Source organism: Streptomyces sp. NPDC037401 (assembly GCF_055602345.1).
In genome coordinates this window covers 1-16,114 of sequence record NZ_JBVJWO010000023.1, presented here as the reverse complement: position 1 = coordinate 16,114, position 16,114 = coordinate 1, and the positions used below count along the sequence as shown (strand labels likewise).

14 protein-coding genes and 2 pseudogenes are annotated in these 16,114 nt (G+C 72.7%); 9 read left to right on the top strand and 7 right to left on the bottom strand.

The window, feature by feature from the left end:
• Positions 1-85 precede the first annotated feature (85 nt).
• Genes ACZ7H1_RS23820 through ACZ7H1_RS23810 form a run of 3 tightly spaced genes read left to right on the top strand, consistent with a single transcriptional unit; the run spans position 86 to position 3,467 of the window.
• Positions 86-1,438 (top strand): FtsW/RodA/SpoVE family cell cycle protein, encoded by a 1,353-nt coding sequence (locus ACZ7H1_RS23820; RefSeq protein WP_470789553.1) that lies wholly within the window; start codon positions 86-88, stop codon positions 1,436-1,438.
• Positions 1,435-2,913: a penicillin-binding transpeptidase domain-containing protein gene (locus ACZ7H1_RS23815; RefSeq protein WP_470789408.1), complete on the top strand. Its 1,479-nt coding sequence runs from the start codon at positions 1,435-1,437 to the stop codon at positions 2,911-2,913. The genes ACZ7H1_RS23820 and ACZ7H1_RS23815 overlap by 4 nt, the downstream gene beginning before the upstream one ends.
• Positions 2,914-2,954: 41 nt before the next feature.
• Positions 2,955-3,467, top strand: a complete 513-nt coding sequence (locus ACZ7H1_RS23810; RefSeq protein WP_470789406.1) for a DUF3291 domain-containing protein — start codon at positions 2,955-2,957, stop codon at positions 3,465-3,467.
• A 36-nt stretch (positions 3,468-3,503) separates the two neighbouring features.
• Here the strand turns inward: ACZ7H1_RS23810 and ACZ7H1_RS23805 are convergent, their stop codons facing one another.
• Entirely contained in the window at positions 3,504-4,619 is a 1,116-nt protein-coding gene (locus tag ACZ7H1_RS23805) for a ferritin-like domain-containing protein (RefSeq protein WP_470789405.1), read from the bottom strand.
• Between the two features lie 180 nt (positions 4,620-4,799).
• Between ACZ7H1_RS23805 and ACZ7H1_RS23800 the strand changes: the two genes are divergently transcribed.
• The 5 genes and pseudogenes from ACZ7H1_RS23800 to ACZ7H1_RS23780 form a co-directional block, all read left to right on the top strand.
• Positions 4,800-5,729 carry an AurF N-oxygenase family protein gene (locus ACZ7H1_RS23800; RefSeq protein ID WP_470789403.1) on the top strand — a complete coding sequence of 310 codons (930 nt, stop codon included), beginning with the start codon at positions 4,800-4,802 and terminating at the stop codon, positions 5,727-5,729.
• Positions 5,730-5,853: 124 nt separating this feature from the next.
• Positions 5,854-5,922 (top strand): annotated as a pseudogene (locus tag ACZ7H1_RS23795) (IS607 family transposase); the annotation flags it as partial.
• Positions 5,923-6,107: 185 nt separating this feature from the next.
• Positions 6,108-6,833, top strand: a complete 726-nt coding sequence (locus ACZ7H1_RS23790; protein WP_470789401.1) for a TetR/AcrR family transcriptional regulator — start codon at positions 6,108-6,110, stop codon at positions 6,831-6,833.
• 4 nt (positions 6,834-6,837) lie between these two features.
• Positions 6,838-7,122 (top strand): hypothetical protein, encoded by a 285-nt coding sequence (locus ACZ7H1_RS23785; protein WP_470789399.1) that lies wholly within the window; start codon positions 6,838-6,840, stop codon positions 7,120-7,122.
• An 87-nt stretch (positions 7,123-7,209) separates the two neighbouring features.
• Positions 7,210-8,424 (top strand): annotated as a pseudogene (locus tag ACZ7H1_RS23780) (C40 family peptidase); the annotation flags it as partial.
• Here ACZ7H1_RS23780 and ACZ7H1_RS23775 read toward each other — a convergent pair.
• From ACZ7H1_RS23775 to ACZ7H1_RS23755, 5 genes are read right to left on the bottom strand one after another with little or no spacing between them, the layout of a single operon-like run.
• The gene (locus ACZ7H1_RS23775) at positions 8,403-9,734 is read right to left on the bottom strand and encodes a styrene monooxygenase/indole monooxygenase family protein (protein ID WP_470789398.1); all 1,332 of its coding nucleotides are present in this window, start codon (positions 9,732-9,734) and stop codon (positions 8,403-8,405) included. The pseudogene ACZ7H1_RS23780 and the gene ACZ7H1_RS23775 sit on opposite strands and share 22 nt — an antisense overlap.
• Before the next feature lie 4 nt (positions 9,735-9,738).
• Positions 9,739-10,371 (bottom strand): GTP-binding protein, encoded by a 633-nt coding sequence (locus ACZ7H1_RS23770; RefSeq protein ID WP_470789396.1) that lies wholly within the window; start codon positions 10,369-10,371, stop codon positions 9,739-9,741.
• Positions 10,352-10,720 carry a DUF742 domain-containing protein gene (locus ACZ7H1_RS23765; RefSeq protein ID WP_470789395.1) on the bottom strand — a complete coding sequence of 123 codons (369 nt, stop codon included), beginning with the start codon at positions 10,718-10,720 and terminating at the stop codon, positions 10,352-10,354. The genes ACZ7H1_RS23770 and ACZ7H1_RS23765 overlap by 20 nt, the downstream gene beginning before the upstream one ends.
• Positions 10,717-11,193: a roadblock/LC7 domain-containing protein gene (locus ACZ7H1_RS23760; RefSeq protein ID WP_470789393.1), complete on the bottom strand. Its 477-nt coding sequence runs from the start codon at positions 11,191-11,193 to the stop codon at positions 10,717-10,719. The genes ACZ7H1_RS23765 and ACZ7H1_RS23760 overlap by 4 nt, the downstream gene beginning before the upstream one ends.
• A complete protein-coding gene (locus ACZ7H1_RS23755) occupies positions 11,190-14,249 on the bottom strand; it encodes a sensor histidine kinase (RefSeq protein WP_470789391.1) in 3,060 nt (1,019 codons plus the stop codon). The genes ACZ7H1_RS23760 and ACZ7H1_RS23755 overlap by 4 nt, the downstream gene beginning before the upstream one ends.
• Positions 14,250-14,773: 524 nt before the next feature.
• On the opposite strand from ACZ7H1_RS23755, the gene ACZ7H1_RS23750 reads away from it, so the two are divergent.
• Positions 14,774-15,556 (top strand): hypothetical protein, encoded by a 783-nt coding sequence (locus ACZ7H1_RS23750; protein ID WP_470789390.1) that lies wholly within the window; start codon positions 14,774-14,776, stop codon positions 15,554-15,556.
• A gap of 13 nt (positions 15,557-15,569) precedes the next feature.
• Here ACZ7H1_RS23750 and ACZ7H1_RS23745 read toward each other — a convergent pair whose 3' ends face one another.
• Complete coding sequence (locus ACZ7H1_RS23745) at positions 15,570-16,013, bottom strand: MarR family winged helix-turn-helix transcriptional regulator (protein WP_470789551.1); 444 nt, start codon at positions 16,011-16,013, stop codon at positions 15,570-15,572.
• Between the last annotated feature and the right edge of the window lie 101 nt (positions 16,014-16,114).

The following is a 16,114-nucleotide window of genomic DNA, read 5'->3' as shown; positions in this document are numbered from 1 at the left end:
TGACGTTTCTTCGGCACACTATGACATGACCAGACATAAAGGGGCATAAGCTTCGAGCGCTTGCTACGTTGCCAATATGACCGCATTGACGGCAAAGGCGACGGACGCCCCGCCGCTCGATCCACGCCACCCCAAGCGCAGGGGCGTCGAGCTGGCCCTCCTCGCGGGCGCCGTCCTGATCGTCCTCCTCGGCTACGTCTGCGCCGGCCTCGCCACCCGCGGCCACCTGCCCCCGGACACGTCCGGATACGCCGCCGCCCTCGGCTCCGCGGCCCTGCTCGCGCACCTCGCCGTCCGCTTCCGCGCCCCGTACGCCGATCCGCTGCTGCTGCCGATCGCGGTCCTGCTCAACGGGCTGGGCCTGGTGCTGATCTCACGGCTGGACCTGGAGACCCCGGACCATCCCGCGGCGCGCACCCAGCTGGTCTGGTCCGCGCTGGGGATGGCGCTGTTCGTCGCGGTGGTCGTGGTGCTGCGCGACCACCGGGTGCTCCAGCGGTACGCGTACCTCTCGGTGGTCACCGCCCTGGTCCTGATGCTGGTCCCGGTCTTCTTCCCCGCGGTCAACGGCGCCCACATCTGGATCCGGGTCGGCGGACTCTCCTTCCAGCCGGGCGAGTTCGCCAAGGTGCTGCTCGCGCTCTTCTTCGCCGCGTACCTCGCCGCGAACCGCACCGCGCTCGCCCTCACCGGCCGGCGCGTGATCGGCAGGCTGCGGCTGCTGCCCGGCCGGGTCCTCGGTCCGATCCTGGGCATCTGGCTGCTCAGCGTCGGCGTGCTGGTCCTCGAACGCGACCTCGGGACCTCCCTGCTCTTCTTCGGCCTGTTCGTGATCATGCTGTTCGTCGCCACCGGGCGGATCGGCTGGATCGCGGTCGGACTGCTGCTCGCGGGGCTCGGCGCGTACGCCGTCGGGACCCTGGAGCCGCACGTGAACAGCCGGGTCGACGACTGGCTGAACCCCTTCGCCTCCATCGAGCGCGGCCAGGGCCCCGGCCAGCTGGCCCAGTCCCTCTTCGCCTTCGGCGCGGGCGAGATGCTCGGCACCGGCCTCGGGCACGGCAACTCCATCCTGATCGGTTTCGCCGCCAAGTCCGACTTCATCCTGGCCACGGCGGGCGAGGAGCTCGGCTTCGCCGGGCTCAGCGCGATCCTGCTGCTGTACGGGCTGCTGGTCGCGCGGGGCTTCCGGGCCGGACTCGCCCTGCGCGACCCCTTCGGGCGGCTGCTCGCGACGGGCCTGGCCGCGATCGTGGCCCTCCAGGTCTTCGTGATCACCGGCGGGGTGACCGGCCTGATCCCGCTGACCGGCATGGCCATGCCCTTCCTCGCACAGGGCGGCTCGTCCGTGGTCACCAACTGGATCATCGTCGCGCTGCTGATCCGGCTGAGCGACTGCGCCCGCAGACCCGGGCCCGCCCACGAGGGGGAGGAATGATCCGCTACATCCGCTGGTCGGCCGGGTTCTGCGCACTGCTGCTCGTCGCACTCCTGCTCAACGCGATCCGCGTCCAGGTCACCGAGGCGGGCGCGCTGGCCCGGAACCCGGCCAACAAGCGCGAGAGCATCGCGCGGTACGCCAAGCCCCGCGGCGACGTCCTGGTCGACGGCAAGCCGGTCACCGGCTCCCGGGACAGCGGCCAGCTGCTGCGCTTCGAGCGCACCTATCTGAACGGGCCCCTGTACGCGCCCGTCACCGGCTTCTCCTCGCAGACGTACGGCACGAGCTTCGTCGAGCGGGCCGAGGACGGGATCCTGTCCGGCACCGACCCCGCCCTCTCGCTGATCCCGGTGTGGAACGACGTGCTGCGCAGGCGCCCGCCGGGCGGGGACGCGGCGACCACCGTGAAGGCGCAGATGCAGCTGGCCGCGTACACCGGGCTCGCGGGCCGCCGGGGCGCGGTCGCCGCGCTGGAGCCCGCCACCGGCCGGATCCTCGCGCTGGTGAGCAGCCCGTCGTACGACCCCGGTGTGCTGTCCGGGACGGGCACCCGGGTCAAGGAGGCGTGGCGGCGGCTGAACGCCGACCCGACCCGGCCGATGCTCAACCGGGCGCTGCGGGAGACGTATCCGCCCGGCTCCACCTTCAAGATCGTGACCGCGGCGGCCGCGCTGGACTCCGGTGCGGTCACGGATCCGCGGGCGCCGACCGACACGCCCGACCCGTACCCGCTGCCGGGCACGCGGACCGTGCTGCCGAACGCCGGCACCGGCTGCCGGGACGCCTCGATGGCCGAGGCGGTGCAGTGGTCCTGCAACACGGTGATGGCGAAGATCGGCGTCCGGGTCGGACTGCGCGGGATGGTCGAGGCGGCGGAACGATTCGGCTTCAACGACCCGGGACTGCGGGTTCCGTCCTGGGTGTCCCGGTCGAACTTCGACACGGACATGAGCCCGGACCAGCTCGCGCTGTCCTCCATCGGGCAGTTCAACACCAAGGCGACACCGCTCCAGATGGCGATGGTCGCCGCGGCCGTCGCCAACGGCGGGGAAGTGATGTACCCGTACCTGGTGGAGCGGACCACGGAGGACGACGGGGGCCTGGTCCGGCAGAGCGGCCGGCGGCCGCTGGGGCGGGCGATGAACCCGGCCACCGCGATGCGGCTCCAGCAGATGATGGTCCGGGTCGTGGAGGACGGGACGGGTCGCAACGCCGCCGTCCCCGGCGCCGAGGTGGGCGGCAAGACCGGCACCGCGCAGCACGGGCTGGGCAACGCCGGTACGCCGTACGCCTGGTTCATCGCATGGGCCAGGCCCGAGGGCTCGCCGCTGCCGGCGGTCGCGGTGGCGGTGGTCGTGGAGGACGCGGAGGCCGACCGCGGGGACATCAGCGGCAACAGCAGTGCGGCACCCATCGCGCGGGCGGTGATGGAGGCGGCCCTGTCGGACGCGGCCCGTCCCGCATCGCGATAAGGCGTTGCCGGAGCGCCCGGCCGCGTGCCTAGGCTGCGGACATGACCGACTCTCACCTGCACGAGCTCGCACAGGTCAACATAGGACGCGTCAAGTACCCCACCGACGCACCGGAGTTCAAGGACTTCATGGACGGGCTGGAGCCCGTGAACGCCGTGGCCGACCGGGCGGACGGATTCGTCTGGCGGCTCCAGGACGACTCCGGCGACGCGACCGCGTACCGGGTTCTGAACGACGACAAGATGATGATCAACATGTCGGTGTGGCGGGACACCGGCTCGCTGACCGCGTTCATGTACCAGGGGCTCCACCGCGAGCTGCTGTCCCGCCGCCGCGAGTGGTTCGAGCACCTCACCGAGGCCGTGACCGCCCTGTGGTGGGTGCCGGCGGGCCACCGGCCCACGGTGGCGGAGGCCGAGGAGCGGATCGTCCACCTGCGGGAGCACGGCCCGACGCCGTACGCCTTCACGCTGCGCAGCTCGTTCCCGCCCGGCCCCGCCGACCCGGTCGGCCCGGCCGGCAGCGCGGCACCCGCGAGCGGCGGACCGGCGTGACGGGCGCGTCCGCGTCCGGCCCGCGCGCCGCCGTCCTCACGCCGTCCCGGACTGCGCTCCGTGGGCGATGGCGGCCTCCACCTCGGCGATCCGTTCCTGCTCCTCGGCCGCGAACCGCTCGCGGTCGAGGGCCTCGGCGATCTCCTCGTCCTGGCTCATCAGCAGGTCCAGGTTGGAGTCGCCCATCTCGAAGACGCCCATGTCGAGGTAGGCCTTCTGGAGCCGCTCGCCCCACAGTCCGATGTCCTTGACGCAGGGCACGATCCGGCTGAAGAGCAGCTTGCGGAAGAGGTGCAGGAACTCGGAGTTCTCCGAGAGCTCGTCCGCCTCCTTCCTCGGGATGCCGAAGTTCTCCAGCACCTCGACCCCGCGCAGCCGGTCCCGCATCAGGTAGCAGCCCTCGATGACGAACTCCTCGCGTTCGCGCAGCTCGGCGTCCGTCAGCTGTCCGTAGTAGTCGCGCAGGGCCATCCTGCCGAAGGCCACGTGCCGGGCCTCGTCCTGCATCACGTACGCGAGGATCTGCTTGGGCAGCGGTTTGGGCGTGGTGTCGCGGATCATCCCGAAGGCGGCGAGCGCGAGCCCCTCGATGAGCACCTGCATGCCCAGGTACGGCATGTCCCAGCGCGAGTCGCGCAGGGTGTCGCCCAGCAGCGCCTGGAGGTTGTCGTTGACCGGGTACAGCATGCCGAGCTTCTCGTGCAGGAAGCGCCCGTAGATCTCGGCGTGCCGGGCCTCGTCCATGGTCTGGGTGGCCGAGTAGAACTTGGCGTCCAGGTCCGGTACGGACTCCACGATGCGTGCCGCGCAGACCATGGCGCCCTGCTCTCCGTGCAGGAACTGGCTGAACTGCCAGGAGGTGTAGTGCCGGCGCAGGTCGCCCTTGTCCTTCTCGGTGAGCTTGGCCCAGTGCCGGGTGCCGTAGAGGGTCATGGCCTCGTCGGGGGTGCCCAGGGGGTCGTACGGGTCGACTTCGAGGTCCCAGTCGATCCGCTTCATGCCGTCCCACTGCTTGTCCTTGCCCTTCTGGTAGAGGGCGAGGAGCCGCTCGCGGCCTTCGTCGTACTCCCAGCTGAACCGGGCGACGCCGGTCGCGGGGATCTGCCACACCGGTTCACCCGGGTCCTTGGTGTAGAGCTCGTGCGTCGACACCGACGCCCCCTTATCCGACGGAAGATGCGGAGTGCCGTACAGGTCTGGACAGTTGGCAGCGTCACACGTTGGTAGACGCGGGGTCAACAACTCGTGCGCGAGGGATTGACGACCTTGCTGACAGGCAGTCTCATAAGCAGTGACCGCTGGTAACCCCTCATTCGGCGAGGTGCCCCCGCCATGACCACCGTGACCGACAGTGCCGCCCTCAGGGACGCGCTCGGGCTGCTCAAGGACCGCGAGCAGGTCGCCGAGCGGCTGCTCGACTCCTCCGCCAAGCACTCCTTCGACCCGGACCGCGAACTCGACTGGGAGGCCCCTCCCGTCGACGGCAAGTGGTACTGGCCGCCGGAGCTGGTCTCGCTCTACGACACCCCGATGTGGAAGAAGATGGCCGAGGAGCAGCGCATGGAGCTGGCCCGGCACGAGGCCGCCGCGCTCGCCTCCCTCGGCATCTGGTTCGAGATCATCCTGATGCAGCTGCTCGTCCGGCACATCTACGACAAGCCCCTGACCAGCATGCACGTCCGCTACGCGCTCACCGAGATCGCCGACGAGTGCCGGCACTCGATGATGTTCGCCCGCATGATCCAGCGTCACGGGGCGCCCGCGTACCCGGTGTCGAGGACGAACCACAACCTCGGCCGGATGCTCAAGACCGTCTCCACCACCCCCGGCTCCTTCGCCTGCACCCTGCTCGGCGAGGAGGTGCTCGACTGGATGCAGCGGCTCACCTTCCCGGACGAGCGGATCCAGCCGCTCGTGCGCGGGGTCACCCGGATCCACGTCATCGAGGAGGCCCGGCACGTCCGGTACGCCCGCGAGGAGCTGCGCCGCCAGATGGTCACCGCGCCGCGCTGGGAGCAGGAGCTGACCCGGATCAGCTGCGGCGAGGCCGCCCGCGTCTTCTCCGTGGCCTTCGTCAACCCGGCCGTGTACGCGAACGTCGGCCTCGACCGGCGCGAGGCCGTGGCCCAGGTGAAGGCGAGCGGGCACCGCCGCGAGGTGATGCAGACGGGCGCCAGGCGGCTCACCGACTTCCTCGACGACATCGGCGTACTTCGCGGAGTGGGCCGGAAGCTGTGGCAGAGGTCCGGACTCCTGGCCTGACCGGCGCGCCGCGGGGTTGGGCACTGCTGGTCCTTTGGTTCGCGCTCGTGAGTGATAGTGCATTTGATTGGGTGTCGTTACGGTCGGGTGAACGAACCTCAAGGAGCGGGCGAAGGCGCAGGGTGTGCATCCGCAGACCGCGTATCGCTGGTTCCGTGAGGGCACGTTGCCGGTCCCGGCCGAGCGGGTGGGGCCGCGCACGATCAGTGGGCGCTCTCCCGGCGTTGTCAGCTCGCGCACATCCAAAAGCACAAGCGGGGACCACACAACGAACGCGGGAGACCAGCGCATCCAAAACCGTTCGGGATGCGCGCAGTGCCAGAACGCGGGTCCAACACGCACTCCTGCCCACTGATTGGGAACGGTTACCCTGCGGGCATGACCCCGACCACGCCGACGCGGTCGTACCGCCGGCTGAGCGTCGAAGAGCGGCGCGGCCAGCTGCTCGACGCCGCCCTCCAGCTCTTCGCGCACCGCGCACCCGAGGACGTGTCGCTGGACGACGTCGCGGAGGCGGCGGGGGTCTCGCGGCCGCTGGTCTACCGGTACTTCCCGGGCGGCAAGCAGCAGTTGTACGAGGCCGCGCTGCGGTCGGCGGCCGACGAGCTCGCCCTGTGCTTCGCCGAACCGCAGGCGGGCCCGCTCACCCGCCGGCTCTCCCGGGCCCTGGACCGCTACCTCGCCTTCGTCGACGAGCACGACGCCGGCTTCAGCGCGCTGCTCCAGGGCGGCAGCGTCGTGGAGACCTCGCGGACCACTGCGACGGTGGACGGGATCCGGCGCACGGCCGCCGAGCAGATTCTCGTGCACCTCGCCGTGCCGGTGCCGGGCCCGCGGCTGCGGATGATGGTCCGCACCTGGATCACGGCGGTGGAGGCCGCGTCCCTGATCTGGCTGGACGAGGGCAAGCAGCCGCCGCTGGAGGAGCTGCGCGACTGGCTCGTGGACCAGTTCATCGCGCTGCTGACGGCGACGGCGGCCACGGACCCGCAGACGGCCGCCGCGGCCCGCGCGGCGCTGGCCCTCGAATCCGCCGAAGGCCCGGTGGGCGTCCTCGCCCGCCGGGTGATCCCGGTGGTCTCGGAGGCGGCGCACCTACTGTAGGGCTGTGAAAAGCGAGAGCATCCACTTCTTCGGCGGCCCGATGGACGGCCGCTCCCTGCCGATCCTCCTGGGGCCGACCGGGCACCCGCCGAAGGTGTACGAGATCCCGGTCCCGGACGCGGACGGCGGCCCGCCGACGGTGCTGGTGTACCGGCGGGTCCCCGCGGGGTACTCGAAGCGGCTCAAGCTCCAGCGGGGCTGGAAGTACGAGTTCGACCCGACCGGCAAGCGCGACCGGCTGAAGTGGCCCTGGTCCAAGCCGGACCGCGAGGTTCCGCCGGGCGGGTGACAGCCACACTCGCGTCGACACGAGTGGGCGATTCGTACTATTTCACTGCAATGTGCGTGGCACGATCCCTCCGTCGGAGGTGATCACATGTCACGAGGACCACTGCGCACGGCCTGTGTGGCCGCCGCGGCCGCCACCGCCCTGGTCACGGCCGCCCCCCTGCCCGCCACGGCGGTGCCCCCGGACCCGGCGGACCCGCCCGCGGCCGCGGCGTCCGCCGTCCCGGCCGCAGCGGCGGCTCCGGCCGCCCCGGGGCAGGGCATCGCGGAGCTGCTGACCCGCCTGCAGACGCTGTACCAGCGCGCCGAGGAGGCCTCCGAGGCGTACAACGCCACCGAGGCCGCGCTCAAGGCCCGGCAGCAGGAGGAGCGCCGGCTCAGCGGGGACCTCGGCAGGGCCCGCAACGCCCTCGGCACCGAACGGGCCCTGGCCGGCCGGCTGGCACGGCAGCAGTACCAGGGCGCGGCGGGCTTCTCGCCGTACGCCCGCATGTTGCTGTCCGGCGACCCGCAGCAGGTCGTGGACGAGCGCCGGATGGCCGTGCGGGAGGCCGCCCACCGGGCCGCCGTACTGGCCCGGCTCTCCGGCGCGGAGCAGCGCGCGGACGACCTGGCCACCGAGGCCCGCAAGGCCCTGGACACGCAGCAGGCCCTGGTCGCACGGCAGAAGGCGCAGCGCGACGAGGTCGGCCGGCAGCTCGGCGAGGTGCAGCGGCTGCTGGCCACGCTCACGGCCGAGCAGCTCGCCCAGCTCGCGGAACGCGAACGCACCGAGGACGCCGAGGCCCAGCAGAAGCTGGAGGACTCGGGGCGGCTCGGCACGCCCGGGAGCACGGGCACGGCCCGTACCCCCACGGCCGCGGGCGGCGCGGCGGTCACGTACGCGACCCGGCAGATCGGCAAGCCGTACGTCTGGGGCGCGGAGGGGCCGTCGTCCTTCGACTGCTCGGGACTCACCTCGCAGGCCTGGGCGCACGCGGGACGGACGATCCCCCGGACCAGCCAGGAGCAGTGGGCGCAGCTGCCCAAGGTGCCCCTGGACCGGTTGCGCCCCGGCGACCTGGTCGTCTACTTCCCCAAGGCCACCCACGTGGCGATCTACCTGGGCGACGGGAAGGTGGTGCAGGCACCGCGGCCGGGCGCGCGCGTGAAGGTGTCCCCCCTCGCGGCGAACCCGCTGCTGGGGGCCGTACGGCCGGACCCGCAGGGACAACCGCTGCCGGAGGGCGGGTACGCCCCGCCGCCGCTCCCCGGGGAAGCGGCGGCGGGGGACGACACGGGTTACGCGTCCGAGGAGGCGCCCGCGGATTCGGCCGCAGCGTCCTCCGCGGGGGCCTCCGCGGATTCCTTCGGGGACGCACCGGCCGAGGAGGCGACGGACGAGGCGACCTCGGCGAGGTAGTCGGCCGCGTCCTGCGGGTCGTAGAAGAAGCCGTCGAAGTCGGCCGGGTTGTCGAAGCCGTTGGCGAAACGGTCCGCCACAGGCTGGAGCTGCCCGGCCGCGCCGATCAGGTTCAGCACGTGCTCCGGCGGGACGCCCAGCATGGCGTTGGTCCACTGGGTGACCGGCTTGCCGGTGGTGAACCAGAACTTGTCGAAGGTGGCCTTCATCCAGGCCTCGTCGAACGGCTTGTCGCCGTGCATGAGGATCGAGGAGAGGTACGAGGCCGCGCACTTGGCGGCGGAGTTCGAGCCCTGGCCGGTGATCGGGTCGTTCGCGACGACGACGTCCGCGACGCCGAGGACCAGCCCGCCGCCGGGCAGCCGCCCGACCGGGTTGCGCACGACCGGGGCGTACCGACCGGCCAGGGTGCCGCCCGCGTCGGTCAGATCGACCTTGGTGGCGCGCGCGTACTCCCAGGGCGTGAACTTCTCCATCAGCTCCAGGGTGAGCGCCAAGTGCTCGGCGGGGTCCGTGATGCCCTGGAAGACGTCGACCGGACCGCCGGGGATGCCCTCCCAGAAGAGGATGTCGGCGCGGCCGGAGGTGGTGAGGGTCGGCATCACGAACAGCTCGCCGACGCCGGGGACGAGGTTGCAGCGGACCGCTTCCGTATCCGGGTGCTCGGGGCGCGGGCCGAGCCCGTGCACGTAGCTGACGGCCAGCGCGCGCTGCGGGGCGTCGTACGGGGAGCGGGCGGCATCGCGGCCGAACATCGACACGAGTTCGCCCTTGCCGGCGGCGACGAGTACGAGGTCGTACGTCTTCGAGAAGAAGTCCAGGTCGGAGACGCTCGCGCCGTGGATGACGAGCTGGCCGCCGCGCTGGGCGAAGGTGTCGAGCCAGCCGGCCATCTTGACGCGCTGGTCGACGGACTGCGCGAAGCCGCGGAGGCTGCCGAGCCAGTCGACGGGCCGGGAGGCGTCGGGGGCGGCGACGGAGACGCCGAGGCCGCCGATCTTCGGAGCCTGCCCCTCCCAGAAGCTCAGGCCGAGGTCGCGCTCGTGCCGGAGCGCACCGTCGAACATGCACTGCGTGGACATGACGCGGCCGCTGCGGATCTCGTCCGCGGTCCGGTTGGACATGAGGGTGACCTCGTACCCCTTGGACTGGAGTCCGAGGGCGAGCTGGAGGCCGGACTGGCCGGCTCCGACGACGAGTATCTTCCGCATGGCTCTATCTCTCCGGCTGTTCTGGGGTGTGGTCGAGGGCGTGCCCGACGAGGCTGAGCAGCGATTCGAGCACCGTGGCCCGCAGGCGTGCGTCCATGATCACGATCGGTACGTCCGGTGGCACGGTGAGCGCTTCCCGGACGTCCTCGGGCTCGTAGGAGCGCGTGCCCTCGAAGTGGTTGACGGCGACGATGTACGGCAGCCCGCAGCTCTCGAAGTAGTCGAGGGCGGGGAAGCTGTCGGGGAGCCGGCGGGTGTCGGCGAGGACGATGCCGCCGATCGCGCCGCGCACCAGGTCGTCCCACATGAACCAGAAGCGCTCCTGGCCCGGGGTGCCGTACACGTACAGGACGAGGTCGTCGTCGAGCGTGATGCGGCCGAAGTCCATCGCGACGGTGGTGGTGTTCTTGTCCGGGGTGGCGGACAGGTCGTCGGTGGGGATGCTGGCCTCGGTCATCACCGCTTCGGTGCGCAGCGGGGTGATCTCCGAGACGCATCCGACGAAGGTGGACTTGCCGACGCCGAAGCCGCCGGCGACGACCACCTTGACGGCGATCGGGGCGCGGGAGCGGTCGTACTGCCAGGGCTGTATGCCCTCGTCGCTCTCGGTGAGGGGGTCAAAGACGGCGGAGCCCACTGAGCACCCTTTCGAGCAGAGCGCGTTCGGGCCGGCCGCTGCCGTGGCCGGTGCCGTAGACGCGGATCCTTCCCTGGTCCGCAAGATCGCTGACCAGGACGCGGACGACCCCGAGCGGCAGCTTCAGCAGGGCCGATATCTCGGCGACCGTGCGCATCCGGCGGCAGACCTCGACGATGGCCCGCATCTCGGGTATCCGGGCCGGGCCCTCGGCCTTGGCGTCGAGGGCGGCCACGAAGGTCTCCACGAGCAGCACGTGCCCGAAGCGGGTGCGGCCGCCGGTCAGGGAGTACGGGCGGACGCGGGCGGGGCGGCGGTCGGCTCCGCGTATCGGCAGCCGGTCGCTCACGGTGTTCTCTCCAGGGACTGGCGCAGCTCGCTGCGGACTTCGGGGGTCAGGACGTGGCCGGCCCGGCCGACGAACAGCGCCATGTGGTAGGCGACGACGCTCATGTCGCAGTCCGGCGTGGCGTGGACGCCGAGCAGCGAGCCGTCACTGATGGCCATGACGAAGACGCTGCCGTGCTCCATGGAGACCATGGTCTGCTTGACCCCGCCCGCCTCCATGAGCTGGGCGGCGCCGTAGGTGAGGCTGCCCAGTCCGGAGACGATGGTCGCGAGGTCGGCGGAGGCTCCGCGGGGCCCCTTCGTGTCCTTCTTGGGTGCGTCGGCGAGCCCTGGGTCGGAGGACAGCAGCAGCAGTCCGTCCGAGGAGACCACGGCCACGGAAATGAGGCCTGGCACCTCCTCGACCAGGTCGGTCAGCAGCCACTGAAGATTGCGGGCCTGTGTGCTCAGTCCGTACGTACTGGGCGCGGTCACGTGCGTGCCTCCTCGACGGTGTCCCCCTCGTCCTTCGCCCGCTCGGCCATTTCGGCGTCAACCACCCGCCGGCCGTCGCGGGCCCCCTGGTAGAACCCCCCGAGACGGCGCCGCAGTTCCTCGGCGTCAACCCGCGGGGCGGTCTTTCGCTCGCTCGTGGGAGCGGGCTCGACGATGCGCGGCGTCCGCTTGGGCAGTCCCTTGTCGGTGAGCCGGTACGGCTGCTCCGGCTCGGGGGTGTCCTGCCGGCCGTCGGCCTGCTGCGGGAGGGGTGCGGCGAGCACCCACGCGTCGGGCTCGTCCTCGTGCCGGACCTCCGGCTCGGGCGCGTGCCGGTGCTCGTGTTCGGCCCGGGGCTCGGGCGTGTGCGGGGGCTCGGGCGTGTGCTCGGGCGTGTGCTCGGGCTGAGGTGCGTGCTCGGCTTCGGGCTCGGCGTCGGGTGCGGGGACCCGGAACACCTGGGCGGCCGGCGGAAGCTGCTCCTCCGGCACGGCCGGAGCGGGCACGTCGAAGACCTGGCGCCGGGTGACGACCGCCTCCGGCTCGGGCCCGGCGGCCGGCTCCTCGGGCGCGGCGTACGCGTGTACGTCCCCGGAGCCGGGCTCGGGGGCCGGTACGCGGAACACCTCGTCCGCCGGGGGCAGCGGCTCCTCCGGCGCGGCGAAGCCGTGCGGCTCGGCGGACTCCCGGAACGGCTCGGGCTCCGGCGCGTCCACGAGATCGGACGCGGGCTCGGGCGCGGGCTCGGGCGCGGGCTCGGGCTGCGGCTCCGCGGTGAGGGCCTCGGGCGCGGGCCGCGGCGTGAAGGCCTCGGCCTCGGGCGCGGGCTGCGGCGTGAAGGCCTCGGTCTCGGGCGCGGGCGCGGCCTCGGGGGTGGCGGCCGCTGCGGCGGCCGCGGCCGCCTCGGCGAAGGCCGACTCCGCGAGGGCGATCGCCGGGTCCGGGCGGCGGTGGCGCGGCGGCAGCGTGTTGGAGTTGGCCTCCGCGACCGCGCCGGGCAGGTGCAGCGCCGGGGCTCCGGGGATGCCGGCCGTGTGCTCCGGGGCGGCCGGTGCGGCGGGCAGCAGGGCCTCCGGGACGACGACCAGCGCCTCCGTGCCGCCGCCCCTGCGGGCGCGCAGCTCCGCCGTGACGCCGTGGCGCGCGGCGAGCCGACCGGCCACGTACAGGCCGAGGCCGAGGCCGTGCTCCGACTCCTCCTCGTGCTCGTACGCGTCGGGGTCCGCGAGCCGGGCGTTGAGCGCGGCGAGGCGGTCGTCGGTGACTCCGATGCCCTCGTCCTGGACGGACAGCACGACCTCGCCGGCATCCGTCAGCCAGGCAGCGACCTTCACCTTCGCGTCGGGCGGCGAGAAGGTGGTGGCGTTCTCCAGGAGCTCGGCGACGACGTGCGAGACGTCGTCGGCGGCGTGCCCGGCGACCTGCGCGTACACGGGGAGCGTCTGGAGGTCCACGCGCTCGTAGCGCTCGATCTCGCTGACCGCGGCCCGCATGACGTCGACCAGCGGGACCGGGCCCGCGTGGCCGTGGGCGTGCTCCTGGCCGGCCAGGACGAGCAGGTTTTCGTTGTGGCGGCGCATGACGGTCGCCAGGTGGTCGACCTTGAAGAGGGTCGCGAGCCGGTCCGGGTCCTGCTCCTTGGCCTCCATCTGCTCGATGACCGCGAGCTGCCGCTCGACCAGGCCCAGCGTGCGCAGCGAGAGGGAGACGGAGGTGGTGGACATGACGCGGCGGTACTCGGCCAGGTTGGCGCGCAGCTCGGCCAGTTCCTTGTCGAGGGCCGTCTTCGCGGCGCTGAGGGTGTCGTTGCGGTCGATCAGGCGGCGGCGGTCGGCGTCGAGGCCGGCGATCCGCGTGTGGAGGGAGGTCGACTGGGATTCGTTGCGGGCCTGGATCGCGTTGAGCGACCGGACCACCGCCGCGAATTCGTCGTTGCGGCCGATGAAGCGGACCGGGTCCGCGGCGCCCTCCGGGGACGCGAGCCGCTCGGCGCCCCGCTTGAGCACCGACAGCGGCCGGGTCAGCGTGCGCGCGACGCCCGTGGAGACGCCGATCGCGATGAGGAACAGCAGGCCGACGAGGGCGAGGAGCACTTCCAGCTCGGTGACGTCGTCGTCGCGCAGTCCGGCGAGCGCCGTGGCGCGCTCCGCGGCCAGGGTCGACTCGACCGAGCGCATCCGGTCGATGCGCGCGGTGAGCGCGGCGGCGACGGCCTCGGCGTCGAGCTTGCGGTCGGATCCGGTCAGGCCGGTGCCGTCGGCCAGCTTGGCGAGATAGCCGTCGGCGGCCTTGACCTCGGGACCGGTGACCGTCGCGGCGAGGGTCTCGCGGACGTCGGTTCCGGCGGCCCGCTCGAAGGCGTCGAGGGCCGCCTGCTCCCGGACCCGGGAGCGCTGGGCCGCTGCGGTCAGTTCGCCGCGGGTCTTGTCCTCGGGGCTGGGCCCGGATTCCTCGTACCGCCCGGTGACCGGGTTGTAGACCGTCTCGGGTTCCTCGCCCTCCGGCACGGCGAGTGCGGCGAGGATCAGGGCGCGCGTGGCGGAGGCCTGCTCGACGGCCTGGCCGAGCGGGGCGAGGGCGCGGGCGGTGGCCAGCGCGGCGGCGGCCCGCGGCGGGGTGCGCTCGGCGAGCTCGTCGGCGGGGGCGAGGAGCTCGCCGATGACCTCGGAGTACGCCTGGTGGGTGGCGAGGGCGGTGCCCTTGCCGGTGAGGGCGGCCGTGCGTACGGACTTCACCCGCTGGAGGGCGCGCCGGAGGTCCTCGCCGGCCCCGGGGCCGGCCTCGCCGATCTGCTGGTCGACGCGGGCGGCGCGGTCCTGGACCGCGGCCTTCCCGGCGTTCTCGCGGCCGTCGGCGACGAACTCGACCGCGGCGTCCCGCTCGTCGGAGAGCGCGTGCGCGAGGGTGAGGGTCTGCCGGGTGTGCTCGGAGAGCGTGACCAGCCGCTGGGACTCGTTCAGTTCGGCCGACGCGGAAACGGCGGCGGGAGCTCCCGCGCCGAGGACCGTGAGGCCGACCACGGCGACGCTGAGGACGAGCCGGCTGCGCACGCGCACGGAGCGGCCGTCAGCCCCGTTGCCCGCGGTGCCTCCGGAGCGCTCTGGCCCTGCCGTGCCGCTGCCGTTCCTCCGAGACCGCTTCTTCTGCACCGGTGCTCGCAATCCTGTACGTGTACTCGTCTGCTCTCCCCGCAGACCGCGCCTGGGGGCTACCTGGCCGAGGTGACGGCCGGTCAACAAGTAAACGCCCCTGCCCCCTCGTACCGCTTCAGACCATTCCAAGTGTGTTTGGGAGACAGGCGTGCATCGCCGGCCCGGCCACTCGAACGAGTGAACATCAGGTGCGAGTTGGCGATCAACTCGGCCCCTCCCCCTCCGGGGCCCCTCGACGGACGCGTGGTTGAAACATCGATGGCGCGTTTGGCAGGATGCGCGCCCACAGGTACGCCGGACCGCCGCATTCCGCCGACTTGCGGCCGCGCCCTGCCGGTAACCCCGCGCTGACCTGCGGCGATGGGCGTCCCGTCGACCCCCTCTCCCAAGCCTCGGCCAGATCCGGGCAACTCGGGCAGACTGTGCCCATGCGCATCGAGATCGCTTCCGACCCCGGGGATCCGCAACGCCCCAATGAGGACTGGGCGTCCGCCGCGATTCCGGCCTCGGGCCGGGGTGGAGTGCTGGTCGCGCTGGACGGGGTCACTCCGCCGGCCGGGGAGGACGGCTGCGTCCACGGGGTGCCCTGGTTCACGGCCCGGCTCGGCGGGCGGCTGACCGAACTGTCCGGTTCGCGGCGGGACATGGCACTTTCCGAGATCCTTGCCGCGGCGATCGCGCACACCGCCGACGGCCACCGCGAATCGTGTGACCTTTCTCACGTGCGCACACCGCAGGCGACGGTGGTCCTGGTCCGCTGGGACGACGAGCGCGTGGAGCACCTGGTGCTGTCCGACTCGGTCCTGCTGCTGCGCTCCCCGGAGGGCGAGGTCACCGCGGTACGCGACGACCGGCTGGACCGGGTGCCGCGCGAGGTGCTGCGTTCGGCGGCGGCGACCGACGCCCTGCGCAACGCCGCCGGGGCGGAGTGCGCCTTCTTCACGGCCGCCGCGGACCCCTCGGTGGCCGGACGCGCGGTGACGGGTACGAGCCCCCGCGACCGGGTCGGCGCGGTGGCCGCGCTCACGGACGGCGCGAGCCGCTGGACGGACACCTTCGGGGAGGGCGGCTGGGCGGAGTGCATGGCCGTGCTGCGCAAGGAGGGCGCCCAGGCGCTGATCGACCGGGTGCGTGCCCTGGAGTCGGGCCCGGGTCCGGTCCCGCGCGGCAAGCGGCACGACGACGCCTCCGCCGTCTACGCCGAGCTCTGAGCCCGGGTGCCCCTCAGGACTCGGCGCCCTCGTTGAGCTGGTGCAGCAGCCGGGCCAGCTCCGCCACCTCGCCCCGGTCCCACGCGGCCAGCTTGCGCATGTACTGCGCGCGGCGGGCGTGCCGCACCTTCAGGAAGCGCTCCCGGCCCTCCGGGGTCAGCCCCACCAGGGAGGCCCGCCCGTCCGCCGGGTCCGGTTCGCGCGCCACCAGGCCCAGGTCCTCCAGGGCCCGCAGCTGGCGGCTCATGGTCGCCTTGCCGACGCCGAAGTACGCGGCCAGGGCGGTCGCGCGCTGACGGCCGGCGTCCTCCAGGCGCACGAGGAGCCCGTACGCGGCCGGTTCCAGTTCCGGATGCAGCTCGCGCGCCATCTCGCCCGACGACGCCCGCGCGCGCCGGAGGAAGACGGACAGCTCCCGCTCCAGTGCGAGGAACTCCTGCTCTCCGCTGCCCTGCACGTCCGCTCCCCTCGGTGGTGGGTCCCGGCCGTCCGGCCGGATCGGCACCCAGTATTTCGCAGCGCGCCGCCCGGCTCGCCGCAGGTGCGGGAGCCGGGCGG